The organism is Puia dinghuensis, assembly GCF_014642875.1.
GTDB lineage: Bacteria > Bacteroidota > Bacteroidia > Chitinophagales > Chitinophagaceae > Puia > Puia dinghuensis.
In genome coordinates this window covers 223,141-248,724 of record NZ_BMJC01000004.1, presented here as the reverse complement: position 1 = coordinate 248,724, position 25,584 = coordinate 223,141, and the positions used below count along the sequence as shown (strand labels likewise).

26 protein-coding genes are annotated in these 25,584 nt (G+C 53.3%); 18 read left to right on the top strand and 8 right to left on the bottom strand.

Annotation, left to right across the window (positions count from 1 at the left end; all coding sequences use genetic code 11):
• Positions 1-43 precede the first annotated feature (43 nt).
• From IEY39_RS18895 to IEY39_RS18835, 13 genes are all read left to right on the top strand, one after another.
• Entirely contained in the window at positions 44-3,226 is a 3,183-nt protein-coding gene (locus tag IEY39_RS18895; RefSeq protein WP_188934478.1) for a TAT-variant-translocated molybdopterin oxidoreductase, read from the top strand.
• A gap of 56 nt (positions 3,227-3,282) precedes the next feature.
• Entirely contained in the window at positions 3,283-4,734 is a 1,452-nt protein-coding gene (nrfD, locus tag IEY39_RS18890) for an NrfD/PsrC family molybdoenzyme membrane anchor subunit (RefSeq protein ID WP_188934476.1), read from the top strand.
• Between the two features lie 13 nt (positions 4,735-4,747).
• Positions 4,748-5,338 carry a DUF3341 domain-containing protein gene (locus IEY39_RS18885; protein ID WP_188934474.1) on the top strand — a complete coding sequence of 197 codons (591 nt, stop codon included), beginning with the start codon at positions 4,748-4,750 and terminating at the stop codon, positions 5,336-5,338.
• Between the two features lie 22 nt (positions 5,339-5,360).
• On the top strand, positions 5,361-6,017 hold the full coding sequence (locus IEY39_RS18880; RefSeq protein ID WP_188934472.1) for a c-type cytochrome: 657 nt from the start codon (positions 5,361-5,363) through the stop codon (positions 6,015-6,017).
• Positions 6,018-6,066: 49 nt separating this feature from the next.
• The gene (locus IEY39_RS18875) at positions 6,067-7,293 is read left to right on the top strand and encodes a quinol:cytochrome C oxidoreductase (RefSeq protein WP_188934470.1); all 1,227 of its coding nucleotides are present in this window, start codon (positions 6,067-6,069) and stop codon (positions 7,291-7,293) included.
• Positions 7,294-7,308: 15 nt separating this feature from the next.
• Positions 7,309-8,361: a cytochrome c oxidase subunit II gene (locus tag IEY39_RS18870; protein ID WP_188934468.1), complete on the top strand. Its 1,053-nt coding sequence runs from the start codon at positions 7,309-7,311 to the stop codon at positions 8,359-8,361.
• A gap of 28 nt (positions 8,362-8,389) precedes the next feature.
• A complete protein-coding gene (locus IEY39_RS18865) occupies positions 8,390-10,216 on the top strand; it encodes a cytochrome c oxidase subunit I (RefSeq protein ID WP_188934467.1) in 1,827 nt (608 codons plus the stop codon).
• A 20-nt stretch (positions 10,217-10,236) separates the two neighbouring features.
• Positions 10,237-11,142: a heme o synthase gene (gene cyoE, locus IEY39_RS18860; protein ID WP_229688982.1), complete on the top strand. Its 906-nt coding sequence runs from the start codon at positions 10,237-10,239 to the stop codon at positions 11,140-11,142.
• Between the two features lie 95 nt (positions 11,143-11,237).
• The gene (locus IEY39_RS18855; RefSeq protein ID WP_188934465.1) at positions 11,238-11,801 is read left to right on the top strand and encodes a cytochrome c oxidase subunit 3; all 564 of its coding nucleotides are present in this window, start codon (positions 11,238-11,240) and stop codon (positions 11,799-11,801) included.
• A gap of 44 nt (positions 11,802-11,845) precedes the next feature.
• Complete coding sequence (locus tag IEY39_RS18850; RefSeq protein ID WP_188934463.1) at positions 11,846-12,520, top strand: cytochrome c oxidase subunit 3; 675 nt, start codon at positions 11,846-11,848, stop codon at positions 12,518-12,520.
• A 21-nt stretch (positions 12,521-12,541) separates the two neighbouring features.
• Positions 12,542-12,991 carry a cytochrome C oxidase subunit IV family protein gene (locus tag IEY39_RS18845; RefSeq protein ID WP_188934461.1) on the top strand — a complete coding sequence of 150 codons (450 nt, stop codon included), beginning with the start codon at positions 12,542-12,544 and terminating at the stop codon, positions 12,989-12,991.
• 62 nt (positions 12,992-13,053) lie between these two features.
• Positions 13,054-13,860 (top strand): SCO family protein, encoded by an 807-nt coding sequence (locus tag IEY39_RS18840; RefSeq protein ID WP_188934459.1) that lies wholly within the window; start codon positions 13,054-13,056, stop codon positions 13,858-13,860.
• 3 nt (positions 13,861-13,863) lie between these two features.
• Entirely contained in the window at positions 13,864-14,445 is a 582-nt protein-coding gene (locus IEY39_RS18835) for a DUF420 domain-containing protein (RefSeq protein ID WP_229688981.1), read from the top strand.
• Here the strand turns inward: IEY39_RS18835 and IEY39_RS18830 are convergent, their stop codons facing one another.
• The 4 genes from IEY39_RS18830 to IEY39_RS18815 are packed head-to-tail and all read right to left on the bottom strand — an operon-like array spanning position 14,446 to position 16,259.
• Positions 14,446-14,946 carry an MGMT family protein gene (locus tag IEY39_RS18830; protein ID WP_188934457.1) on the bottom strand — a complete coding sequence of 167 codons (501 nt, stop codon included), beginning with the start codon at positions 14,944-14,946 and terminating at the stop codon, positions 14,446-14,448.
• Entirely contained in the window at positions 14,921-15,127 is a 207-nt protein-coding gene (locus tag IEY39_RS18825; protein ID WP_188934455.1) for a C1orf53 family protein, read from the bottom strand. Before IEY39_RS18825 ends, IEY39_RS18830 begins: the two co-directional genes overlap by 26 nt.
• Positions 15,111-15,884, bottom strand: coding sequence for a tRNA (guanosine(46)-N7)-methyltransferase TrmB (trmB, locus tag IEY39_RS18820; protein ID WP_188934453.1), 774 nt, complete (start codon positions 15,882-15,884; stop codon positions 15,111-15,113). Before trmB ends, IEY39_RS18825 begins: the two co-directional genes overlap by 17 nt.
• Before the next feature lie 30 nt (positions 15,885-15,914).
• Positions 15,915-16,259 (bottom strand): hypothetical protein, encoded by a 345-nt coding sequence (locus IEY39_RS18815; RefSeq protein WP_188934451.1) that lies wholly within the window; start codon positions 16,257-16,259, stop codon positions 15,915-15,917.
• An 867-nt stretch (positions 16,260-17,126) separates the two neighbouring features.
• Between IEY39_RS18815 and IEY39_RS18810 the strand changes: the two genes are divergently transcribed.
• Positions 17,127-17,597 (top strand): Lrp/AsnC ligand binding domain-containing protein, encoded by a 471-nt coding sequence (locus tag IEY39_RS18810; protein WP_188934449.1) that lies wholly within the window; start codon positions 17,127-17,129, stop codon positions 17,595-17,597.
• 16 nt (positions 17,598-17,613) lie between these two features.
• On the opposite strand, the gene IEY39_RS18805 is transcribed toward IEY39_RS18810, so the two are convergent.
• The 3 genes from IEY39_RS18805 to IEY39_RS18795 are packed head-to-tail and all read right to left on the bottom strand — an operon-like array spanning position 17,614 to position 20,728.
• Positions 17,614-18,675 carry an ABC transporter permease gene (locus tag IEY39_RS18805; RefSeq protein ID WP_188934447.1) on the bottom strand — a complete coding sequence of 354 codons (1,062 nt, stop codon included), beginning with the start codon at positions 18,673-18,675 and terminating at the stop codon, positions 17,614-17,616.
• Entirely contained in the window at positions 18,672-19,898 is a 1,227-nt protein-coding gene (locus IEY39_RS18800) for a glycosyltransferase (RefSeq protein ID WP_229688980.1), read from the bottom strand. Before IEY39_RS18800 ends, IEY39_RS18805 begins: the two co-directional genes overlap by 4 nt.
• The gene (locus IEY39_RS18795) at positions 19,898-20,728 is read right to left on the bottom strand and encodes an alpha/beta fold hydrolase (protein ID WP_188934443.1); all 831 of its coding nucleotides are present in this window, start codon (positions 20,726-20,728) and stop codon (positions 19,898-19,900) included. The genes IEY39_RS18800 and IEY39_RS18795 overlap by 1 nt, the downstream gene beginning before the upstream one ends.
• Positions 20,729-20,901: 173 nt before the next feature.
• Here IEY39_RS18795 and IEY39_RS18790 point away from each other — a divergent pair, with 173 nt between their 5' ends.
• From IEY39_RS18790 to IEY39_RS18775, 4 genes are all read left to right on the top strand, one after another.
• The gene (locus tag IEY39_RS18790; protein ID WP_188934441.1) at positions 20,902-21,342 is read left to right on the top strand and encodes a MarR family winged helix-turn-helix transcriptional regulator; all 441 of its coding nucleotides are present in this window, start codon (positions 20,902-20,904) and stop codon (positions 21,340-21,342) included.
• A 12-nt stretch (positions 21,343-21,354) separates the two neighbouring features.
• Positions 21,355-23,148, top strand: a complete 1,794-nt coding sequence (locus IEY39_RS18785) for an acyl-CoA dehydrogenase FadE (RefSeq protein ID WP_188934439.1) — start codon at positions 21,355-21,357, stop codon at positions 23,146-23,148.
• Between the two features lie 113 nt (positions 23,149-23,261).
• Positions 23,262-24,452 (top strand): N-acetylmuramoyl-L-alanine amidase family protein, encoded by a 1,191-nt coding sequence (locus IEY39_RS18780; protein ID WP_188934437.1) that lies wholly within the window; start codon positions 23,262-23,264, stop codon positions 24,450-24,452.
• A gap of 12 nt (positions 24,453-24,464) precedes the next feature.
• Positions 24,465-24,872, top strand: coding sequence for a DUF2251 domain-containing protein (locus tag IEY39_RS18775; RefSeq protein ID WP_188934435.1), 408 nt, complete (start codon positions 24,465-24,467; stop codon positions 24,870-24,872).
• Here the strand turns inward: IEY39_RS18775 and pgl are convergent.
• A complete protein-coding gene (gene pgl, locus IEY39_RS18770) occupies positions 24,864-25,583 on the bottom strand; it encodes a 6-phosphogluconolactonase (protein ID WP_188934433.1) in 720 nt (239 codons plus the stop codon). The two genes, IEY39_RS18775 and pgl, sit on opposite strands and share 9 nt — an antisense overlap.
• Position 25,584: the final 1 nt, after the last annotated feature.

Genomic DNA, 25,584 nt, shown 5'->3' with positions numbered 1-25,584 from the left:
CTCCCTCCGCCCGCGGAGCACCATAAAGTTTAACTTCTCAAATATGAGCGACAAAAAGTACTGGCAAAGTTTCGGAGAGCGCAATAACAGCGAAGCGTTTCAGAAATCAACGGAGAACGAGTTCAATGAGAACCTACCGTTCGAAGGCCTGGATTCAAAAGGATTGCTCGACGCCAAACATCCCCGTAGGGATTTTCTAAAATATCTGGGCTTTAGCACGGCTGCTGCCACCCTGGCTGCCTCCTGTGAGATGCCTGTCCGTCATGTCGTCCCCTATCTCAACAAGCCGGATAACATGATCCCCGGTGTCGCCGACTTTTACGCAACCACCTATTCCTTTGGTGGTGATGTCGTTCCTGTAGTCGCGAAGGTTCGGGACGGGCGCCCGATCAAGATCGAAGGCAACACCCTCTCTTCCCTCACCAAGGGCGGTACTTCGGCCCGGGTACAGGCTTCGGTGCTCGATCTTTATGATACGGCCCGCCTTCGTTTCCCGGTTCAGATAACGGATGGCAAACCCAACGAGGTAAGCACGTTCGAGGCCTTCGATAAGCTGGTAAGCGATGCGCTTGCTTCTGCCGGTGGGCCGATCGTGCTGCTGACCGGTACGATTACGTCGCCTACTACAAAACAAATTATCAGCGACTTCCTGGCAAAGTATCCGGGCAGCCGCCACGTACAATATGACGCCGACACTTACAGCGGGATGCTGCTGGCCAACGAAGCCACATACGGCAAGCGCAGCCTGCCTTCCTACAGGTTTGACAAGGCAAAGGTCGTCGTCTCGCTTGGCGCCGACTTCCTCGCAACCTGGCTGAGCCCCGTCGAATTCGCGCGGTATTGGTCGGTAAACCGTAAGGTCAGCGCCAAGAACCCCGAGATGAGCAAGCACTATCAATTCGAAAGCCTGCTCTCCATGACTGGCGGCAATGCCGACCACCGCTACACCCATCGCCCCACCGAAACGGGGGCTATCGCCCTGGCACTTTATGCAGAGCTGGGTGGTTCTGTTACGGCGCCCGCCCTTCCGGAAAAATTGAAAGCCGGGGTTAAAAAAGCGGCAAAAGACCTGCTGGATAATAAAGGGAATGCCCTTGTCATCAGCGGCAGCAATAATGTCAACATCCAGATCATCGTCAACGCCATCAACGAAGCCATCGGTGCAAATGGCTCTACAGTCGATTGGTCGGCCCCCTTACAGACCCGCCAGGGCATCGACAGCGAGATGAACGCGCTGGTCGCTGACCTCAACGACGGCAAAGTAGGGGCCCTGCTGGTCTACGGCGTGAACCCGGCATATGATTATTATGATGCGGAGAAGTTCAAGGCCGGCCTGAAGAAGGTAAAGGCCTCCATCTCCTTCAACGACCGGCTGGACGAAACGACCGAACTCACCAAATATGTGCTGCCCGCCCCGCACTTCCTCGAAAGCTGGGGTGACGCCGAACCCAAGCCCGGTTATTTCTCCTTCCTGCAACCCACTATCGCTCCGCTGTTCAAGACGCGGCATTTCCAGGATTCCCTGCTGAAATGGAGCGGGAGTACCACGGCTTACGAAGCATATTTCAAACAATACTGGACGGGCAAACTGGGCGGCATCGAAGCCTATGAGAAAGCCCTGCAGGACGGTGTCATCGAACCAACTGCCGGCGCCGCTTCGGCCGTCTCCTATAATAATGGCAAGGTCGGCGACGCTGCCAGCGCCATCGGCTCCATCAAAAAAGGCGGCCAATTTGAAATTGTCCTCTATCAGAAAGTGACTATGGGCATCGGCGCCCAGGCCAACAACCCCTGGCTGCAGGAAGTACCCGATCCCATCACAAAGGCGGATTGGGACAACTACGCCGTCGTCTCCCCCAAATTTGCAAAGGACACCTGGGGCCTCGATCTTGGCGATCGCCGCCAGGCCGACGCCTACGAAGTATATCCCACCAAACAGGTGATCAAGGTAAAGGCCGGCAACAAAGAGCTGAGCCTGCCCACAGTGATCATCCCCGGCACCAACAACGAAGTCATCGGCATCGCCGTGGGTTATGGCCGAAGCAGCGCCAACCCCGACAATACCCCCGATTTTATCGGTAAGGCCGCAGCCGGTGCGGGCCAGAACGCCTTCCCCCTGCTCACCTTCAACGGCACGACAGTGGATTGGTACGCCGCCGACGGCAGCTTTGAAAAGACAAACGATACCTTCAAGCTCGCCTTCACCCAGACGCACAGCTCCTACGAAGGCCGTACGGAAGTGGTCAAGGAGCTAACTCTCGATACCTTCAAAAAGGAGCCCGGTTACGTAATGAACGAACGGGAAGAAGAGCTGAAGCCTTTTGGCGGGATAGAGCATTTTACCGACCAGGGGACTCTTTACCCGCAGTACGACAAGCCGGGCATCAAGTGGGGCATGTCCATCGACCTCAACTCCTGCACTGGCTGCTCCGCCTGCGTCGTAGCCTGCTATGCCGAGAACAACGTTCCCATCGTCGGGAAGCACGAAGTAATGCGCTATCACGATATGCACTGGCTGCGTATCGACCGCTATTACACTACGCCGTCCAATAACCTGGACAGCCCCGAAGACGTACAGGTGGTATTCCAGCCGATGCTTTGCCAGCATTGTGACAACGCGCCCTGCGAGAACGTCTGTCCCGTCAACGCCACCAACCACAGCACCGAAGGTCTTAACCAGATGGCCTATAACCGTTGCATCGGCACCCGCTATTGCGCCAACAACTGTCCCTATAAAGTTCGCCGTTTCAACTGGGCCGACTACACCGGCGCCGACAGCTTCCCGAACAACCAGGACCAGTCCATAGTCGGCAAACTGGACCCGGCTGTCTTCCAGATGAACGACGACCTCACCCGCATGGTGCTGAACCCCGACGTTGTCGTCCGCAGCCGCGGCGTCATGGAAAAGTGCAGCTTCTGCGTACAGCGCTTGCAGGATGGAAAGCTCAAGGCGAAGAAAGAGAACCGCGTCCTCGAGGACATGGTGGATATACAGACGGCCTGCCAGCAGGCATGTCCCACGGAAGCCATCGTCTTTGGCAATGCCAACAGCATTTCGAGCCGCATCAGCACAACCCGGAAAGACAATTTCGACCGGCTGTACTACGTCATCGAAGAGTTGCACACCCTGCCCAATGTCAGCTACCTGGCGAAGGTGCGGCATTCGGAAGTCGCTTATGGGGCAGCCGAAACTGAAGGGAAAAAGGAAACTACCTTGTCAGAATAGCAATCGTAGACCCGTTCGTGGACAATAAATATCAATAGCAAAAAGCTCAACATACTATGCAAGCTCCCTTAAGGTATGAATCACAAGTAAGAACAGCGCTGGTAGAAGGTCAGAAGGATTATCACCAGGTTACGGAAGATATCGTCCGGCCCGTCGAAGCTGCTCCCTCCCGCCTCTGGTGGATCGGCTTCATCATCTCTGTGTGCTGTCTTTTATTCGGCGTCTGGTCCGTAACTGAGCAGGTGATCTATGGCGTCGGCCAGTGGAACCTTCACCGCACCATCGGTTGGGGCTGGGATATCACCAACTTCGTCTGGTGGGTTGGTATCGGTCACGCCGGAACCCTCATCTCCGCGATCTTGCTGCTGTTCCGCCAGGGCTGGCGTACGGGTGTGAACAGGGCGGCGGAAGCCATGACCATCTTCGCCGTTATGTGCGCGGGTCAGTTTCCTATCTGGCACATGGGCCGCGTCTGGCTGTGCTTCTTTATCATGCCTTATCCCAATACCCGCGGTCCGGTTTGGCCAAACTTCAACTCCCCCCTGCTGTGGGACGTATTCGCCATCTCGACTTACTTCACCGTATCCGTACTCTTTTGGTATTCGGGCCTGATCCCCGACATCGCCACCGTTCGTGACCGGGCAAAAGTAAAATGGCGCAAATTGATGTATGGCGTCCTTTCCTTTGGCTGGACGGGTTCTACGAAACACTGGCAGCGTCACGAGTCGCTCTCCCTGGTATTGGCCGGTCTGAGTACCCCGCTGGTGCTTTCCGTACACACGATAGTATCCATGGACTTCGCCACCTCCGTTATCCCGGGCTGGCATACCACCATCTTCCCCCCTTACTTCGTTGCGGGCGCCATCTTCTCTGGTTTTGCGATGGTGCAGACCCTGCTGCTCGTCAGCCGTAAGGTGTTGAAGCTTGAAGGGTATATTACCCTCGAGCATATCGAAGTGATGAATAAGGTTATTGTACTCACCGGTTCGATCGTGGGTATAGCTTACCTGACAGAGCTGTTCATTTCCTGGTATGGTCAGAATAAATTCGAAGGTTGGGCCTTTGCTCAAAACCGGGTCAATATCTTCAGCCCCTATGGCTGGAGCTACTACCTGATGATGGGCTGTAACGTGCTGTCGCCCCAGATCTTCTGGTTCCGCAAGATGCGCCGCAACCTCACCGTCACCTTCTTTATGTCTGTGATCGTCAACATCGGGATGTGGTTCGAACGGTTTGTGATCATCGTAACCTCTATCTATCGCGACTACCTTCCCAGCAGCTGGGCCATGTATTATGCGCCGAGCATTTGGGAAGTCGGGTTCTATATCGGCACATTCGGCCTGTTTTTCACCTGTTACTTCCTGTTCAGCAAGTTCTTCCCGGTCATCGCCATCGCGGAGATCAAGCACATCCTGAAGAAATCCGGTGAATCGTACAAGGAGAAGATGGGACCATTGGAACAGATGCCTGTCGAAGAATTTGCACACGAATACGCACATGCGCATTAAAAGCTAAATAAGTATGGCAGTTAAAAAATTTGTTGTTGGGGTTTTTACAGACGAAGCGGTACTCTTTCCTGCTATCGGGAAGGTCCGTTCTGCAGGATATAAGATCCATGAAGTCTACACGCCCATGCCCATCCACGGGATGGATCACGCACTGGGGCTGAGGGACACCAGCTTGCATACGGCCGGCTTTATCTATGGCATCACGGGCACCACCACCGCCCTCACCGGCATCGGCTGGGTCTTCAACATCGACTGGCCCGTCAACATCGGCGGCAAGTCTCACTTCGACCTGGCGGCATGGATTCCTATTACATTCGAGCTCACCGTATTGTTCTCTGCCGTAGGGATGTTCCTCACCTTCCTCTTCCTCAATCAGATGGCGCCTTTTGTCCGTAAACACCACTTCAACCTCCGCAGCACCGACGACCAGTTTACCATGGTCATCGAATTGACGGAAAAGAGCAACGCAGAAGAGATCAAGGCTTTCCTGACCAACGTAGGCGCCGTGGGCATCAATCTCCAGGAGGCCGAGACCGGCTGGTGGATTGGACGTTACGACACCGACAAAACACCACTTAAACACAAAGGAGAACTTTTAGCCTAAGCGATAGCCTAAGAATATTATCATGAAAAAAGTAATCATCTTATCATCAATAGTAGTTGGGATAACCACCTTTATCAGCTGTGGTGGCGTGCAACGCGACCCCGGAAGGGTTTACATGCCTGACATGGGCTACAGCCGCGCCTACGAGACCTATGCTACGACTGAAGAGCAAAAGGCGGAGTTGTTGAAGCAGGGCATCCACTTCAGCAACACCCCCGTCCCGGGCACGATCAAGCGGGGCGAACTCTTCCCCTTCCTCCTGACCAAGGACGCAGCCGGCGATACCACCAACTACCACGCCTCCAGGGAAGTAAAGAACCCGCTGACGTCCATGGATACGGTGGAAGCCGAGCGGCTCTACCTGGTCAACTGCGCCATCTGCCACGGCCCCAAACTGGACGGCAACGGTCCGCTTTACAAAGGCGGCGATGGCCCCTTCCCCTCTAAGCCCGCAACCCTGGTCGGCGACGCGCGATATGAGGCTATGCCCGAAGGCCAGATGTACTATTCAGTCACTTACGGTAAGAACAAAATGGGAAGTTATGCTTCTCAGTTGAGTACTATGCGCCGCTGGATGGTGATCGTTTATATAAAATCAAAACAGGCGGCGGCTCATCCCGCCGGCGCCAGCGCAGGGAGCTCGTCTTCCGCAAGCGCCGACTCCACCGCAAAAAAATAACCCGAACCCGAGAAGAAAAAGGATTAACGAATACATTAAATTTTGTTGAATGTCATCCATTAAAGAACATTTTGTAACCCCCGTCCGATATAAGCAGTGGTCAATAGGATTGATGGCCGTAGGCGTGCTGTCCCTGATCATCGGTTTCATAATGTACGGCGGTCATGACCAGGGCGTCCGTTTCTGGGCCGCTCTGCTGCAGAACAGCGTCTACTTCCTGCTGCTTGTCAACGCGGTCATGTTCTTCATTGCCGCCGTTTCCCTGGCGATGGGCGGCTTTCAAATGACGTTCCGCCGGGTATCCGAGGCCATCGCCGCTTCCGTGATCCCCATCGGATTCATCACCTTCGTAATCCTGCTTTGCATCGTGTTCGGTGGTAAGACGGCTATCTATGAATGGCTGGATAGGGACGCCGTCGCAAAAGACCCCGCTCTTAATGGAAAAAAAGGTTTCCTCAGCGTGCCCTTCTTTATGATCTGGACGGTACTGACCATCTTCCTCTGGTCATTCCTGGGCTGGAAGATACGCCAGTTGTCCCGCAGCATCGACGACACCCCGCTCACCGTCGCCGAAGGAAAGAAATATATCTTTAAGAACACAGTATGGACGGCACTGTATATCGTCTGGTTCGGCCTTACCGTCGCCTCCGTGACTCCCTGGCTCTGGTTGATGAGCCTCAATGCCCACTGGTTCTCCACCATGTATAGCTGGTATACGTTTGCCAGTACATTCGTGTCGGGCTGCGCATTGCTCACCATCTTCGTCATTTACTTCAAGAACCAGGGCTACCTGGAATATGTTAACGAAGAGCACCTCCACGACCTCGGAAAGTTCATGTTCGCCTTCTCCATCTTCTGGACTTACATCTGGTTCGACCAGTTTATGCTCATCTGGTATGCGAACATCTCCGAAGAGACGGTATATTTCAAACCCCGCCTCGATGGGGCCTATGTCGGCGTTTTCTATTTAAACCTGATAATCAATTTCATATGCCCCCTGCTCATCTTCATGAAACGGAGCTCTAAGCGCAACTGGGGCACGGTAACTTTTATGTCCGTACTTTTGATATTCGGTCACTGGCTGGATTTTTTCCAGATGGTCTTCCCGAGTCCTCGTATCTCGCCCGACCGGGTGCCCCTGAACCTCTTCGACTTCGGCATCGCGCTGGGCTTCGTGGGATTGATCATGTGGCAGACCGCAAGGGTCCTTAGCAAGTATCCCCTGTTGGCAAAAAACCATCCTTTCCTGAAAGAAAGTATTATCCATCATACTTAAAACTTGTTTTCTATCATGTCAACTTTTTTTCTGTTACTGATCCTGTTGTTTGGCTTCCTGATCACCTTTCAGATTGCAAAAGCAAGTGAGTATGTAGGTGTAATAAGGGGGGAAAAGAAGAATTTCGAGCAGCATAACCGCATCAACGGTTTCCTCATGATCGTTTTCCTTGTACTGGGCCTCATCGGAGTTTACTGGTGCAACGAATTGTTCAAAGGAAGGATCCTCGGAGAATCCGCTTCCAAGCACGGGGAAGAGATCGACAAGATGCTCTACATCACCATCGCCATCACAGGTGTCGTGTTTGTCATCACTCAGGTTCTGCTTTTCTGGTTTGCCTACAAATACCAGTATTCAGAGAAGAGGAAAGCGCATTACTTCCCGCATGACAACCGCCTGGAAGTCATCTGGACGGTGGTGCCTGCCATCGCCCTCACCGTCCTGGTCGGTTTTGGCCTTTTCTATTGGTTCCGCATCACCGGCGATGCACCCCAGGATGCTTTGCAGATAGAGGTCACCGGCAAACAGTTCGGCTGGATCTTCCGCTATCCGGGACACGACCAGGTGTTTGGCAAGAAATACTATCAGAACATCAGCGATAAGGACAACAACCAATTGGGTCTCATCTGGGATGACGCCGCCGCTCACGACGACGTCGTTGTCAACAATGAAATGTATTGCGTGGTCAACCGCCCGGTGAAGCTGATCATCGGCTCCCGCGATGTTATCCATGACGTAGGTCTTGCGTACTTCCGTCAGAAGATGGACGCCGTACCCGGCACGCCGACGACGTTGTGGTTCACGCCCAAGTTTACCACCGAGGAAATGAAGAAGAAGCTCAATAACCCCGACTTCGTATACGAGATCTCCTGCGACCAGATGTGCGGGAAAGGTCACTATACCATGCGCGGGGTCATCACCGTGGTAACAAATGAAGAGTATCATCTCTGGCTGGCCAAGCAGAAGCCCAACTATGCAATGGTGATGCAGGATAAGGCTCCTGCCGCTCCCGCTGCCCCTGCCGCCGGACCAGTAGCAGACTCGACAAAGACCACGGCAAAAAACTAAAATTCGATTCGCACAAAAAATACTCTCAATGAGCAACGAAGCAACATTACACGGACATCCTGAGGTGCAGACGGTACACGAGGTTCATCACGACGAGCATGGCGTACATCACCACAAGGAGACGTTTATCACGAAATATGTGTTCAGCCAGGACCATAAGATGATCTCCAAGCAATTCCTCATCACGGGGATGATCTGGGCCATCATCGGCGGGTTGATGTCCGTGCTGTTCCGGCTCCAACTGGGTTACCCGGACGCTCACTTCCAATTCCTCGAAGACATCCTGGGCAGCAAATGGGCCAAGGGGGGACAGATCCAGCCCGAGTTCTACTACGCCCTGGTGACCATGCACGGTACCATCCTGGTGTTCTTCGTGTTGACCGGCGGCTTGAGCGGAACTTTCGCCAACTTCCTTATTCCCCTGCAGATCGGGGCGCGGGATATGGCGTCACCCTTCCTGAATATGTTGTCTTACTGGTTCTTCCTCGGTGCCAGCGTTGTAATGCTCTCTTCGTTGTTTATCGCTACCGGCCCTGCCAGCGGTGGTTGGACTTCCTACCCACCCTTAAGCGCCCTTGGCGACGCCTCCGAGGGGTCGAAAACAGGTATGGATCTATGGATCATTTCGATGGCCATGTTTGTCATCTCCTCCCTGCTCGGCGGCTTAAACTATATCTCCACCGTCCTCAATATGCGTACGAAGGGGATGAGTATGACGCGGATGCCGCTCACCATCTGGGCGCTGTTATTCACCGCCGTACTGGGGGTCCTGTCCTTCCCCGTATTGCTCTCCGGCTTTATCCTGCTGTTGTTCGACCGCCATGCCGGAACAAGCTTCTATCTCTCCGATATCTTCCTCACCGAGACCAATAAGGCCCTGCCCAACGAAGGCGGTAGCGCGATTCTCTACCAGCACCTTTTCTGGTTCCTCGGTCACCCTGAAGTATACATTATCATCCTCCCTGCCATGGGTCTGGTCTCCGAAGTGATGTCCGTCAACGCCCGCAAACCCATCTTTGGCTATATGGCCATGGTCGGTTCGCTGTTTGCTATCGCCATCCTCGCCTTCCTGGTATGGGCACACCATATGTTCGTCACGGGCCTCAACCCGTTCCTGGGTTCGATATTCGTATTGCTCACCCTGCTCATCGCCGTCCCATCGGCCATCAAGGTGTTCAACTGGCTGACGACACTCTGGCGCGGCAATATCCGGTTCACCCCGGCCATGCTCTTCGCCATAGGCTTTGTGAGCACGTTCATCTCCGGTGGTCTCACGGGTATCTTCCTCGGTAACTCGACGCTGGATATCCAGCTGCACGATACTATGTTCGTCATTGCGCACTTCCACATCGTAATGGGGGTTTCGGGTATCCTGGGGATGTTCGCGGGTATCTATCACTGGTTCCCGAAGATGTATGGCCGGTATATGAATAATACGTTGTCATATATCCATTTCTGGGTAACGCTGGTGGGAGCCTACCTCATCTTCTGGCCGATGCACTATGAAGGGTTGGCCGGGATGCCGCGTCGCTATTTCGACTATTCGCAATGGTTGTCCTTCAACCAATTCGGTGGTCTGAACCGGTTTATCTCGACGGTGGCCATGATCACGTTTGCAGTACAGCTGCTGTTCGTCTTCAACTTCTTCTACTCCATCTTCAAGGGTCGGCGAGTGATGACCAGGAATCCCTGGGGCGCTACGACCCTCGAATGGACCGCGCCCATCCGGCCTGGTCATGGCAACTGGCCTGGCGATATTCCCGAAGTTCATCGCTGGCCTTATGATTATGCGAAGGACGGCAGGGATTTCATCCCCCAGACCGAACCACTGGGACCAAATGAGAGCGCGCATTGATAAAAAAGATCAGCGTGACCGTGAAGCAACCAAGTTCTTTAAAATTTGCCGGCAAATTGCAGGACTACAGACTGCTGATCAAGTTCAACCTAAGCTTCATGGTTGTGTTCTCCGCCCTGATCAGCTATTTGCTGGCGCCGAAAATAAAGGAATATGACTGGGCTCAGATCGGCCTGTTCTTCCTGGGCGGCATGCTGGTGACCGGCAGCGCCAATACGATCAATCAGATCGTGGAGAAAGATACCGATGCCCTGATGAAGCGGACGGCTAACCGCCCCGTTGCGGCAGGCCGGATGAGTGTACAGGAAGCCTCGACCTTTGCCGTGCTGTCAGGTATCGGGGGTGTCCTTATCCTCTGGTTGAATTTCAACTTTCTCGCGGCAGCCCTGGCAGCTTTTAGCCTCTTCGTCTACGCGTTTATCTATACGCCATTGAAGAAGGTAAGCTCCATCTCCGTGCTGGTAGGCGCCATACCCGGAAGCCTGCCCTGTCTCATCGGCTGGGCAGCGGGCAATGACGACCTCTCCATCGGTGGCTGGGTGTTGTTTGCGTTGCAGTTCTTCTGGCAATTCCCCCATTTCTGGGCCATTGCCTGGATTGCGCACAAGGACTATTCGACCGCAGGATTCAAACTGTTGCCCTCCGACCAGGGACCAACGAAATATTCCGCCATCCAGGCCATCATCTATTCGCTCTTGCTGGTGCCCGTAGGTGTGCTGCCATATTTTGTGGGCGGACCCAACGGCGGCGGGATGAGTGGAATCGTAAGTCTGGTGATTGTAATGCTGGCCAACCTGGCGATGGTGGGACAGTGTGTACGGCTGTACAGGGAAATGACGGTGAAGGCAGCGAGACGGGTAATGTTCAGCAGCTATATCTATCTGCCTGTAGTGTTGTTGTCGCTGCTGGCGAATAAAACCGCCTGACCTGATCCGCCCGAGGCGGATCGTCCGAAGGACAGACTTTAGCGCTTTGCTGGAAATGCGCTATTTTTCCTAAAACGCATTTCCAGCATGTAACTATGGATATTGTGAACGAGCAACGAAAGAAAATACATCCCCATAAATTCACGTTATGGGTGGGTTTGGGAAGCATCATAATGATGTTTGCCGGGCTGACCAGCGCCTATGTCGTAAAGCGCGACCAGCCGGGTTGGACCAGCTTCTTTATCCCGAGGGCCTTCTGGTATTCGACGGCGGTGATCCTCACCAGCAGTCTTACCATTCAGATGGCGCTAAAGGCTTTTAAGGACAGGGAAATGCTGCGCTACCGCAACCTGATGAGTACGACGGCCGTGCTGGGAATCGTCTTTGTGCTGTTGCAATGGGTGGGTTTCCGGTCAATATGGGACTCGGGCATCACTTTCCACGGCAGCGGCGGTGGACAGTTTCTATATATCATCGCGGGGCTGCACGCCGCACACGTGATGGGTGGCATCATCCCTCTCGTAGTCATGGTGGGAAAGGCTTACGGCAGCAGGGTCCGCAGCTATAACAGCACGCCAGTGGAAATAATGAGCACCTACTGGCATTTTGTAGACCTGCTCTGGTTGTACCTGTTCGTTTTCTTTATGATGATAAAATAAGTATTCAGTATTTAATAAATTTGCAAACCAACTAAAATAACAACATGGCACAAGCAATACCGGCAGGACAGAAATGGTGGAGTGGCGGAAAAAGCCCCTTCAACGTGGAGTATGGGAAACTGATGATGTGGTATTTTCTGATGAGCGATGCCTTTACTTTTGGTGCTTTTCTCATCTCCTACGGTACTATCCGGTTTTCCAGCAATAGTTGGCCCGACCCCAATGAAGTGTTTCGTGCCTTCCCGGGGATGGGGGGAATGCACCTCCCGCTGGTGTTTGTGTCCCTGATGACCTTTATCCTGATCATGTCTTCCGTTACCATGGTGTTGGCGGTCGCCGCCGGCCACGAGGGCAACCGGAAGAAAGTAGCCTTCTATATGGTCCTGACTATCATCGGCGGGTTGATGTTCCTCGGCTGTCAGGCCTGGGAATGGACCCATCTCCATGGCGAAGGCGCCTGGTGGGGCCGGAATCCTTTCCTCAATGTCAACGGATCGAGAGCCTCTACCAACTTTACCAATTTCTTTTTTACTATCACGGGTTTCCATGGCTTCCACGTATTTTCCGGGGTGTGCATCAACGTCATCATGCTGATCAAGACCCTGCGTGGCGACTTCGACCGCAGAGGCCATTACCTGATGATCGAGAAGGCCGGCCTATACTGGCACTTTGTCGACCTGGTTTGGGTATTCGTGTTCACCTGTTTCTATCTGCTCTAAAACACTAAACAAAATTATTATATGTCCAACCACGTCGATACCACCACTGTAAACCGCGATAGCGCACATGCCACCTTCGATACCAAGCCGATCTGGCGTACCTTCTGGATCCTGCTGGGGATCACGCTTGTTGAGCTGGCGCTGGCTACCATCCACCTGAAGACGGGATTTCCGCCCAAATATGTCCTGAATGGTGTCTACCTGATCCTCACTTGCGCCAAGGCTTTCTATATCATTGCAGAGTTTATGCACCTGCGTCATGAGGTCAAGAATTTGATCATGACCATCGCGGTGCCGGCGATGCTTTTCATCTGGTTTGCCATTGCCTTCCTCGCCGATGGCAATTCGTACCGGGAACTGCGTAACCGCTATGATCGCTACCATGTCGAGCAGAATAATACGAAGGTGGCGCCCGCAGGCGGCGAAGAAGCCCCGACCCAGCCCGCAAAGAAGCCCGGTTCGCCAGAATAAGCGCACGCAAATAATTTTTGTAGGAACCATCGCCATCGGTGATGGTTCTTTAATTTTGTGATATGAACAAGAAAGGCTGGCTGGCCGTCTTTATCGCGGTGGTAGTCCCCCTCGGTTTTTATATGGTGGCCAAACAATATGGCGTAGCGATGCCCGGTCATTATTTCCCCGACTCTGTCGTCACCCGGATGAAAGATGGTAAGGAGATCAGCGACACCATCTGGCACAAGGTCGCCAACCTCCAATTGCAGAACCAATTGGGCGACACCGTCTCCCTCGACTCTCTGAAGGGAAAGGTCATCATCATCGACTTCTTTTTCACTCATTGCGCCAGCATCTGCCCCATCCTCACGCGCAACATGCGGCATCTGCAAGACGCGTTAAAGCTAAAGGACTATTCCAAACGCGTCGATACTACCTTTGTAAAATTCATTTCTCTCACGGTAGATCCGGCGCATGACTCTCCGCCTGTGCTGAAGAAATATGCCGATCACTATGGAGTCAACCCGGAGGTATGGTGGATGCTCACCGGACCCAAAAAGACGATCTATGATTTCGCGCTGAACGAGCTGAAACTTGGGTTGCAGGATAGCGTCAGCGTCGACTCTAATTTTGTACACACCGATTACGTCGCCCTGCTCGATAAGGACAGAGTCATCCGTGGATACTATCATGGTACAGATACAGCAGCGATGGCCAAATTGGGGGATGACATCGTCTTTCTCATGCTGGAGAAGGACAAGAAAAGAAAGTCCACCGTCTTTGACGAGTTGAAACCCATGCTGGTGCCCATCGGGCTGATCTTCCTGGTCACCATCGTGGGTGTCGTTTATTTCAGCAGGAAACCGAAAAAATTACCACAAGCATAAGTTATGAACGAGAATATGCCGCTTCAGCATAAGAGTTATACAAAGGCCATTATCATCGTGTCGATAGCTATCCCTGCCGCCGTCGCATTCCTGATAATGGGTCCGCAGGCCAAAATTGACCTGGGTTTCAACACCCGGTCGCTGCCCTTATTCCATGCGATCCTCAATTCGACCACGGCTATCCTGCTGCTGGCCAGCCTTTATTTTATCAAGAACAAACAGGTGACGGCGCACCGGCGCGCCAACTGGACAGCCGTCATTCTTAGCAGCATCTTTCTCGTCTCCTATGTCATCTACCACGCCACCAACCCATCCACGCGGTTTGGCGACCTCAACCATGATGGACTGCTTAGCGATGCGGAAAAGGCGCAGGCCGGACCCTTACGCTATGTCTATTATGTTGTTCTTTCCTCCCACATCATCCTGTCGGCCGTCATCATTCCCTTTGTGCTGTTTACGATGCAGCGGGCCTACCAGCAGAAGTTTGACAAGCACCGCCGCCTGGCCCGCATCACCTGGCCGCTGTGGTTCTATGTGGCGGTGACGGGGGTGGTTGTTTACATCATGATCAGTCCTTATTATTGATCACAACTCCTTGGAAGGGTCCCAGAAGAGGCGCTTGAAATCCACGACGGTATTGTCTTTGACGGCTACTCCTTCTTTTTCCAGCAGCTGTTGCATTTTCTCCGGTGGATTAAAATGATGCCTGCCGCTGAGGAGTCCGTTGCGGTTGACAACGCGATGGGCGGGCACTGGCTTGCTGGCATACGGGACGGCCATCATCGCCCATCCTACCATCCGGGCCGACAATCTCGTGCCCAGAGCGGCGGCTATGGCGCCATAGGAAGTGACGCGGCCCCTGGGTATCTGGCGGGCTACTTCGTGGACGAGGCCGAAGAAGGAGTCATCCCTGCCGCCGGAAGGTTTGACGGTGTTGAGGCGTTCGCGAACGGGGGTTCCGCGGCTGGCGGACTTTGCGGCCGGCGGCGCGGGCTTCGAACGCTTTGCGGTGGTTTTGGGCGCGGCCTTCTTCCCCGCCCCACCCTTTTTGCCGGCAGATTTACCTTTTTTCTGCGGTGTTGCCATTTGCTTTTCGTTTTGCGATGAGTTCCGACCGGCGGGGCTCGCTCACCTTTTCATATTCGAATGGACAGTGTCTGCACCCGTTGCCACAGCAATAGCCTCTTTCCAAATGGTATTTCTCTGTCAGGACCATTAGACCCTGTTCGTTATAGTAAAAATCGACCCCTTCAATCAGCTCCTTCATGATCGTTCATTTGTTTGGCGCCGGCGCGGATGCGTGGCGGTCTCACCGGTGTTGCGGGCATCGGCTCTTCCTCTTTTATTCGGACGAGCAACTGATCATCCAGGTCGGCTAAAGGGCCTTCCGGTAGCGTGAAGGAGAGATAATGCACCCGCTTGCTTTGCGCGATATCGAGGCTTTCATAATGTGTCGTGATCTTCAGCTCTTCTTTTGGTTCGCCGGCATGAACATCGCTGATGTCTTCCAGCAGCGTCAATCCATACATAGTGATCACCCATTTGGTAAACGTGTAAAGTATGGGGGAATCCGTCTTCAGGTGGATCGTTCCTCCCGGTGCAAGGATATGTTGATACAGCCGGATAAACTTAGGATGGGTAAGCCGCCGCGTGGCCCGGGATTTTCGCAGCTGCGGATCGGGGAAGGTCATCCAGATCTCCTTTACTTCCCCCGGCTGAAAATAGGTGGCGATCTTATCGATATGCGTGCGCAGGAAGGCGGCGTTGGTGATCTTCTCTTCCAGGCAGCGCTTCGCACCGATGTAGATGCGATTGCCTTTTAGGTCTACCCCGAGAAAATTGCGATCGGGGTACATCTTCGCCAGCCCTACGGCATACTCGCCCTTGCCGCAAGCCAGCTCGAGCGTCAGCGGATGGTCGTTTTTGAAGAATACGGCCCACCGGCCCGCCATCCCTTCCGGATATTGCAGCACATTGGGGAAAGCCTTGATCGCCTCAAAGCGGATGAGTTTTTTTTGGCCCATGAAGGGGCAAAAATACGGAAATGCCGGGCTTTAATGCTTTGGCCTGCCCGATGAGGTCTTTGCCCGCCGGCGCCGTCCTTCGGATACTAACCGGCACAGAGGACAACAGCACATAACTCCCTGCAGTTTCGATGACGACCTGGTCCGGCGGCGGCGCGGAACTTCTGCTGACACGCTGTCGAGGAATTCAAAGAAAAAGATCAGGTCTATGAAATGATCATCCATAAAAGCCGGCAGGCCGTCGGGTGATTCATGCTTGAGAAACGCCAGGAGAACTTTCGTCATATTTTCTTTTAGTCTGATGGCCGGCACATTGTTCAAAAAATCTTCAAATGCGCTTTGCAGGGCCTCGTTACTTTGCGTGTTAGCTATCATTTTGATTAGGTTTATCACTTTTGATACTCGGGCTGGTTCCTGCAATATATACAAATTATCTCTTAAAATGGTCTTTTTAGACCGCAAATATATTTGTGTGATACATTTTATCAATATGTTTGGTATGTTTTTGAGCAATATTGCTAACTACCTCTTTTCTTTGGGTTTATGGCTAAGGATTCGAGATATGAATTGATCGCACCTATGATGGCTGCGGGGCGGATAAAGCACTTTCGGGATATCTTTAAATTTATTCCCAAGACAATAGTGGCGCATGACCTGGGAATAAACAATGTACGTTTTACAAGGCTGATCGACAAAGTGGAAAATTTTCAATTGAAGGACCTCTTTCGGCTAGCCGCTTTTATGGAGATAGAACCCCCTCTTTTGTTGAGTTTGGTTCTCGAGCAAGATGCCGCCGATAGAAAAAGTAAGATGAAAAAGCCCAGGGCTTCAAAGTAAATGGCCGGGCATAGGTACCGGAGCAAGCTCCGGCCGGCTCCAAAACAACAATGCCCCGCCTTTTGGGCGGGGCATTCATTAATCTGCTGTAGAGGGAGGATTCGAACCTCCACGGGGCGGTTAGCTGTAGCGCAATGTAGTGGTGGTCAACCCCAGTCGAACCCGATTTTTGTCGGACCCGGCATTACACTATGTTTGTCCCTGACTCCCCACCCCCGAGACAAGAGGGCATGTCTGCCAAGTTTCATCACTCCACAATTTTAAAGAACTTTCTGAATCGTTGTTGAAACAAAATTAAAGAAATGCCCGAATTCTTTACATTTTTTGAACAAAAATTTTTGTGATTTAAAAAAAATTCAAATATTTGCAATCTGATGTAGATAAAATTCAAAAACTCTATTTAAGATGGCCGCTAAATTGAATCTCGACAAATTAGATCTGCAGATCATCCATGAAATGATGGAGAACGCAGAGATCTCCTACGCTGAACTAGGAAAAAAACTATTTGTTTCGGGAGGCACGATCCATGTCAGGATAAAGAAGCTGCAAGAACTGTCTGTCGTTAAAGGTACAAAATTACACGTAGACCTTAAACAACTAGGTTATGACGTCATCGCCTTCATCGGGATCTACCTCGAGAAAAGCTCCCTCTATGACAGCGTAGCAAGAGAGCTGCAGAAAATTCCCGAGATCGTCCGGCTCAATTACACCACCGGCAACTACAGCATGTTCGCAGAGATCGTCTGCAAGGACATCAATCAGCTTCGGTTTGTTCTCCATGACGAACTCCAGAAGATTAAAGGCATCGAACGCACCGAGACCTTTATCTCCCTCGACGAAAGCCTCAACCGCAACGTCCAGGTCTTCAAAGAATAGCCTTCTCCATTCCACTTCACACTCGTACATCCAACGCATCCCGCAATCCATTGCCCAGCAGGTTGAAAGCCAGCACCAGCAACATAATAGCTACACCGGGCGCCAGCGCCAGCACGGGATTATGGGTAATGATAAAATTGTAATTCTCCTTTATCATCAGACCCCAGCTGGGCTGTGGCGGCTGTACACCAACGCCCAGGAAGCTGAGCCCGGCTTCGATGACGATTGCCGAAGCGAAATTGGAAGCAGCCACCACCCACACCGGACCCATCACATTCGGCAGGATATGACGAAACAGGATGCGGGTATGCGAATACCCCAGCGCCCGCGCGGCTTCAACATATTCCCGTTCGCGCACGGCCAGCACCTGGCCGCGGACTATCCTGGCTACGTTGACCCAAAGCGTGAGACCAATCGCCACGAATACCTGCCAGAAGCCCTTGCCCAACACCAGCATGATCGCAAAGACCAACAGTAAGGTCGGAATACTCCAGATAACATTCACCAGCCAAAGGATGATCTCGTCCACCCGGCCGCGAAAATAGCCGGCCAGCGCACCCAGCAGAACCCCCACGCTTAACGAAAGCAGCACGGTCACCATCCCGACGGCCAGGCTTACTCTGACGCCGATGAGCAACCTGCTGAGGATATCCCGGCCATATTTGTCCGTCCCCAGCCAAAACCGCCGCGTCTCGATGCGAAAACCAGTGGGTGAAAAATAGGCCCTTCTTTCAGCGACGCCTTCATCCACATATTTCTCCACGATGAGGCTGTCCATTTGCTGCATATAGGAATTTATCGGGATATAGTCATACCTGTCCTCACGGCCATAGAGCAGGCGGTAGAAAAAGGAGGTCCGGGTGACGGACCCTTGCTTTTTCAGTAGCAGGAACAACTGACTGAAGCCGGGCTTTCGCCCCCCGATCTCCACGATGATGCGGTTGGCGTCCGGCGATGCGTCAGGAGCGATAAAATAACCGGTGACGGCCACAAAGATGGCCGCTCCGATGACGATGAGCCCGAACATCGCCCCCTTGTTGCGCAGCAAACGCCTTGCTATATTTCTTTTTCCACTCATTTCACCACTTTTCTGTCCTTCCAGCGATAGCTGCCGAACTTCCCCAGCCAGCCAGCGACAAGCGTATAGCCGATGTGAAAGGGCTGTAATACCGGAAACCAGGCCATCAGCTTCCGCTGCCCGAAAAAGGCAGCCACTTCGCTGACAAAGGGATATTCCACCATCGTCTTTGCCACCAGCAGCACCAGCAGCAGGAACCCCCACCAGCTATTCCAACAGGCGGCGATGGCCAGGATGAGGAATAGCGCATTTACGAGGTAGACCAGCAGCAGGACCCAAAAAATGCGTTTGTCGTCATAGCTGTCGGCCTTGCTCGCCCAGCGGATGCGCTGGTGAAAAAAGGCCTTCCACGTCGACTCGGGCCGGGTCGAAACGATGGCCCGGGAATTTTTTAGAAAGAAGACCTGCTGCGGCCATCGAAGGAATATCTTATGCATCAACAGCATATCGTCCCCGGAAGGAATGCTGTCGATGCCTTTGAAGCCGCCAACTTCCAGAAAGGCCGCTTTTGCATAGGCAAGATTGGCCCCGTTGCACATGGAATGTATCCTGCTGTGAACCGCCGCGCCGGTGATGCCCTGCAGCGTGATAAAGTCCAGTGTCTGGAAAACAGATAACAACGAAGACTGCCGGCCCCATACGCTCATCCCGCCGATGCGCACGGGCGCCGCGATAAACATGGCCCCCTTCTCTTCATAAAAGGCCGCCAGCGTCGAAAGCCAGTCAGGGTCAAAAAGACAATCCGCATCAGTTGCGACGATGAGTTCACCTGTAGCCCGGGCCACACCGGTTTCGATGGCAAATTTCTTGTGGGCGGTAACGGCACCGTCACGCGGCGCCTCCGCGAGGGGCAGGTACCGTATGCCCAGCGGCGCCGCGGCAGTGTCACCAACCGGCATGCCCCGGACCACATCCTTGGCCTGGAAGCCGGACCCGGTAAACTCCCGCACCACGGCCGCCGTCCCATCGGTGGAATGGTCGTCGATGACGATCACCTCGAAAAGATGACGGGGATAGGTCTGGGCCGCGAGGCTCTGTAGGCAATTACCAATATTTTCTTCCTCGTTGCGGGCGGGGATCAGCACCGTGATCTTTGTCCGCGGCTGCGCCGCCCCCGGCACAAACACCGGCAAAGCCATCCAGGCCTGGTGATACCAGGCGATGAGCCCGCTATAAACAGCGAAAAGCAGACAACCAATCAGTGTAAAGGAGAGCGTTACCATCAAATGATCGGTAAATATAGCGCGTTAGTGATGACTTCTATGAATTTAGGTTGCAGCAGCTGATGCCCTGCCGCCAACAGGGTCAGCCGGCAATAAGGGGCCGTGCGCTGACGGAAGCGCTCTCCCCGCCCCGAAGGGATGATCCGGTCATAGCTGCCATAGAGCAGGAACACGGGAATCTGCCGCTCACGGATAAAACCGGCGATCACATCTAGCCGCGGCCGGAAACCCCGCATCGTGGTCCAGCGGGTGTAGAGGTCCTGGCGAAGCCGGTCATCGTTGATATAATAGGCGGCAAACTTATACAGACTGGGGTTTACAAGGCGTAGTTTATTACCGGTGCGCAGCAGGAAAAAAAGCCATCCCGGCTTTTTCATCGTCCACCGAAACAGCTGATTGCCAGCCCTGCTCTGGGTGCCTAACCAATACCAGGGGTTCACCTTCAAGCCATCCGGCGCCAGCATCACCAGCCGTTGGACCCGCTGTGGCGCAAATTCGAGCAACTGCAACGCCACCCGGCCACCCATGCTGTACCCCATCAGCCACCACCCTGCTTCCCGACCGGGAAACCCGGCCGCTATTTCCTCCAATAGAGCAAGAAAGTCATGGGGATCGAGAAAAAGCCTGTCCTCCGCCCATTGGGTCGCCCCATGAAATGGCAGGTCGGGAGCGATGATCGTAAAATCGCTGCCCAGCGCTTCTTCCAAAAAAGAAAAGCTTCCAGCCGACTCCCCATAGCCATGAAAGGCGAAGAGAATACGGCTCCCCGTCCCCCAGGAAGAATAATGAAAACGCGATGAGCGGAAAGCAATGAAATGCTGTGAATGCACTTTAATCAAAAATAGCGCATTCCCGGCAAAGGGCTAACGCCTGCGACCGCACCCGCTCCGACTGCCTGCAGCCGCACCCTCTCCAACTGACTGCGGCCGCGCAAAATATTTTTCGAAATCCTTCCGCCATCCAGAAAAAATCCGTACTTTTAGTTAGTTGTTTATCTAACTGTATGTCAAACAACCAATTCAAGAAAGGCGAACTCTACAGTTTTATCACTGGCAAAGCCAGCACGGCCATTGCCCGCAATCTGCAAAAGAAATTCAACTCCGCGGGATTGAAGATCACGATCGAACAATGGAGTGTCCTGTACCAATTATGGAAAGAAGACGGTAAGAGCCAGCAGGAGCTTTGCAGCGCTACTTTCCGGGATAAACCCAGCATCACCCGGCTGGTGGATAACCTCGAAAAACAACAACTGGTAAGACGCGTGCCCTCGGAGAGCGACCGGCGCATCAACCTGATCTTTCTTACCAAACAGGCCCTGAAATTGCAGGAAGAGACGATGCAACTGGCGGAAGCCACCCTCAACGAAGCATTGGAAGGCGTACCCCCCGACCGCATCGACATCTGCAAGGAAGTTTTGCAAATTGTATACGACAACCTTCGATAAAAACTATTTTCTATGAGCGCGTCTACCGAAAAAAAACAAGCCCTGAAGGGCGCCGAGTGGCTGATAAAGGAAAGCTCTCCCTTCGAGACCTTTATCCCGGAGGATTTTAATGAAGAACAGCAGATGGTAAAAGACATGTGTAACGCCTTTCTGGATGCCGAGGTGCTACCCATCATCGACCGCATCGATAAATTGGAACCCGGGCTGATGCCATCGCTTATTCAAAAGGCGGGTGAGCAGGGGCTGCTGGGCGCAGCTGTTCCTGAGGAATACGGTGGCCTGGGAAAAGACTTTATAACGGCTACGCTGGTGAATGAAGGGCTGGGCGGCGGCTTCTCCTTCTCGGTTGGCGTTTCCGCGCATACGGGCATCGGTACCCTGCCGATTCTTTATTTCGGTACCCCTGAACAAAAGAAGAAATATATTCCCAAATTGGCCAGCGGCGAATGGAAAGGGTCCTATGGCCTCACCGAACCCAACAGCGGCAGCGATGCCCTGGGCGCCAGGACGACGGCTAAATTGTCGGCCGATGGCAAATACTACCTGCTCAACGGTCAGAAATGCTGGATCACCAACGGCGGCTTTGCAGACGTCTATACCGTGTTTGCAAAGATTGACGGCGACAAATTCTCCGCCTTTATCGTAGAGCGGGGATTCGAAGGGTTTACCCAGGGACCCGAAGAACACAAGATGGGCATCAAGGGTTCGTCTACCGTACAATTGTATTTCCAGGACTGTAAGGTTCCGGCAGAGAACCTGCTGGGCGAGATCGGCAAAGGTCATATCATCGCATTCAATATTCTGAATATCGGCCGCCTCAAGCTTTGTGCAGCCGCAGCCGGGGGTGCCAAACGGGCCGCTACCACCTCCATCCAGTATGCGAAGACCCGCGAGCAGTTCAAGACCCCCATCGCCAACTTTGGCGCTATCAAGAACAAGATCGCCGGGATCGCTATCCTCATCTGGACGGCGGAGACCGCGCTGTACCGGACGACCAAATGGATCGATGACAAGGAAGTGGGCCTGGCCGCCGAAGGCAAACCCTTCAATGAGGCGGTGCTTGGCGCAGCCGAAGAATATGCCATCGAATGTGCCATCCTGAAGGTATTCGGCAGCGAAATGCTCGACTTTGTGGTCGATGAAGGCGTCCAGATCCATGGCGGCAACGGGTACAGCGATGAATATATTATCTCCAAGGCCTATCGCGACAGCCGCATCAACCGCATCTATGAAGGGACAAATGAGATAAACCGCCTGCTCACCGTCGACATGGTTTTGAAACGCGCCATGAAGGGCAGGTTAGACATTATGGGCCCCGCCATGGCCGTGTCGAAAGAGCTGATGAGTATCCCTGAATTCGGCAATGATGGCGACGCACCCTTTGCAAAAGAGAAGAAGGCGATCCAGAATTTTAAGAAGGCGATCCTTATGACGGCAGGCGCCGCAGTGCAGAAGCTGATGACGAAGCTGGAGAACGAGCAGGAGGTCCTGATGCACATCGCCGACATGGCCATCGATACCTTTGTGGCGGAAAGCGCCCTGTTACGGGCATGGAAACTGGCCGATCAGCGGGGTGAGGCCGGCGCAGCCTTCGAACTCGACATTATGCGCACGTTCCTCTATGATGCAGCCGATCGGATCAATAAATCCGGGAAAGACGCGATCAATGCCTTTGCTGACGGGGACGAACAGCGGATGATGCTCCTTGGGCTCAAGCGATTCACCAAGGTCGATCCCTTTAACAGCAAGGATGCCCGGAGACGCATTGCTGATAAGCTGATCAACGACAACAAGTATCCCCTGTAAAGGGCGGCATTATAACATACTCGCGGGTCCACACATGAGCAACAGAGCCACTTTGCAAATAATTTGCGAGTGGCTTTTCTTTTATAAATTATCTTTAAGAAAAGATTCAAAGCATGCGGCGATCAACGATTGGCTTCCTGCTCCTGCTGCTGGCCTTCCCCGGCTTCTCCCAGGGCAGCTTCTGGCTGGCAAGGACGACAGGCCAGCTTCCCTTCATGGAATATGGCATCGGTGACGACCGCCTCGGGGGCGCCAAGATCGGTTTCCTGGATTCCAATGTCCTCGTAACCATTGTCGACAGCTTTAACACCGACTACAAAGTAAGGCTTTCTACCTTGCACTATGCGTATATCGCCAAGACCAGCCTGGTGCTGCAGGGCAAACAGGTCAACCGGCCCATCGCCCATAACCCGCATCTCACCGGCAATATAAAAGTATACGGTGACACGGCCTCCGACTATGTCACGCTTACGCTGGATGACCGGTATCCCTATCGGGGCATGCAGCTTCTCGACCCATCGAGGGTCGTAGTGGATGTCTTTGGAGTCACCAGCAATACTAATTGGATCACCCAGCTGCACTCTGCCAAAGAGATCAGCAACACCTGGTACGAACAGGTGGAGGATGATGTCTTCCGTGTCTATATCCAGCTGAAACACCCGCAACACTGGGGTTATGCCATCGCTTACGACAGCGTGGGCAGGCATCTGATCATACGCATCCGCCGTCAGCCGGCCGTGCTCGACATCCGCAAATTACGCATCGCCATCGACGCGGGACATGGAGGTGACAACTCGGGCGCTACGGGTGTCACCAGCAAGATCCTGGAAAAAAATTATACCCTGCTCATCGCCGAACAACTACGAAAGATGCTGAAGACCGCAGGTGTACAACACATTTTCATGACGCGGACAAAGGATACTACGCTCAGCATGCCCGAAAGGATCGCGATGCTAAAAGAATACGACCCGCATCTGCTGGTGAGCATCCATCTCAACTCGGCCTCCTACGACACCGTTGAGGGAACAAGCACCTACTATCGCTACCTCGGTTTCCGTCCCCTGAGCATGGCCATCCTGAATAGAATGCTGACCCTGGGGCTTGCCGAATATGGAAACGTCGGCAGCTTCAACTTTTCGTTAAGCGGGCCCACCAACTATCCCAATGTGCTGGTAGAGGTCGCTTTTCTCAGCAACCCGGGAGATGAGAAGAAGATACTCAGCCCCAAATTCCATAAAGCGGTAGCCCAGAAGATCTTTCTGGGTATCGTAGACTGGCTTAATGCACAAAAACCTAAACCGTAAAAAAATCATAAGATGAACGGATATCTCATGCAGGAGCAAGACTGGGTCGCCGGGGAAGATCTCTTCGTCGAGAGTTTCTCACCCGAAAATTCCTATGGAGTCGTTTTCGAAGATGACGGCGAAACCGCCTTCTTCTATGCCGTAGAGAAGGATAAGACCAGCGGCGAGCTGCGGGTGCTGGACGCCTTGCATATCCATGAATCGAATGAAGACGACCCCGAGCCAGCCACCGCACAGCTTAAAATTATCTGGTCCAAAGACTGGCTAAAGGTCGCGCTGGTGATCGACGATCATGTCCATGCCCTATTTGACTTCGAGGCGCATGGCGGCTATAATATCAATGAATTCCCACCTCCCAACGACTTCTGGACGCAAGGCGACCGCAAACTAAGCAACGAGATGATCCGGCAATTATTTTAGCTGCGCGGCTGCGGCCTCATCGACAAACCAATGCAGCTGTCCAACGGGCTTTATCACCTGCGATGGATAATGATCGGGGTTATAAGCGCCTTTCAGCACTTCCTGCAACGCATGCGCCTTTGTGCTTCCCGTCGTCAGGAAAGCCACGCAGGCCGATCGGTTCACGATCACCTTTGTCAGCGTGATCCGGTACATATCCTGTGCCTGGAGCCAGAAAGCCGTCGTCCAAAGCTTTTCTTCATGGATGACGGGTGTTCCGGGGAAAAGCGAGAGCGTATGCCCATCATCACCCATGCCAAGTAGCACCAGGTCGAAGCTGGTATCGGTGTTGTCAAAATATCCGTGGAGGATCTTTTCATATTCGGCGGCCGACTGCTCGGGTGGGATGTCCGTCCGCATAACATGTACCTGCCCGGCCGGCACCGGCACAAAGTTGAGCAGAGTATCGTAGGCCATCTTTGCATTGTTGCGGCTGTCCTCGAAAGGAACGGCCCGCTCGTCACCCCAGAAGACATGTAGTTTCGTCCAGTCGATCTGCTCCTTATACGGCGGCTGCGCCAGGATCTGGTGCAGCCGCTTAGGGGTACTGCCGCCCGAAAGGGCGATGGTATAACGGTCTTTTGTCTTTAGCGTCGCCGTGATACTGTCGGCGATGAATTTGGCTGCGGCGTTGCTAAGCGTTTCGCCGTCTTTGAATACGTGCAGTTCCATG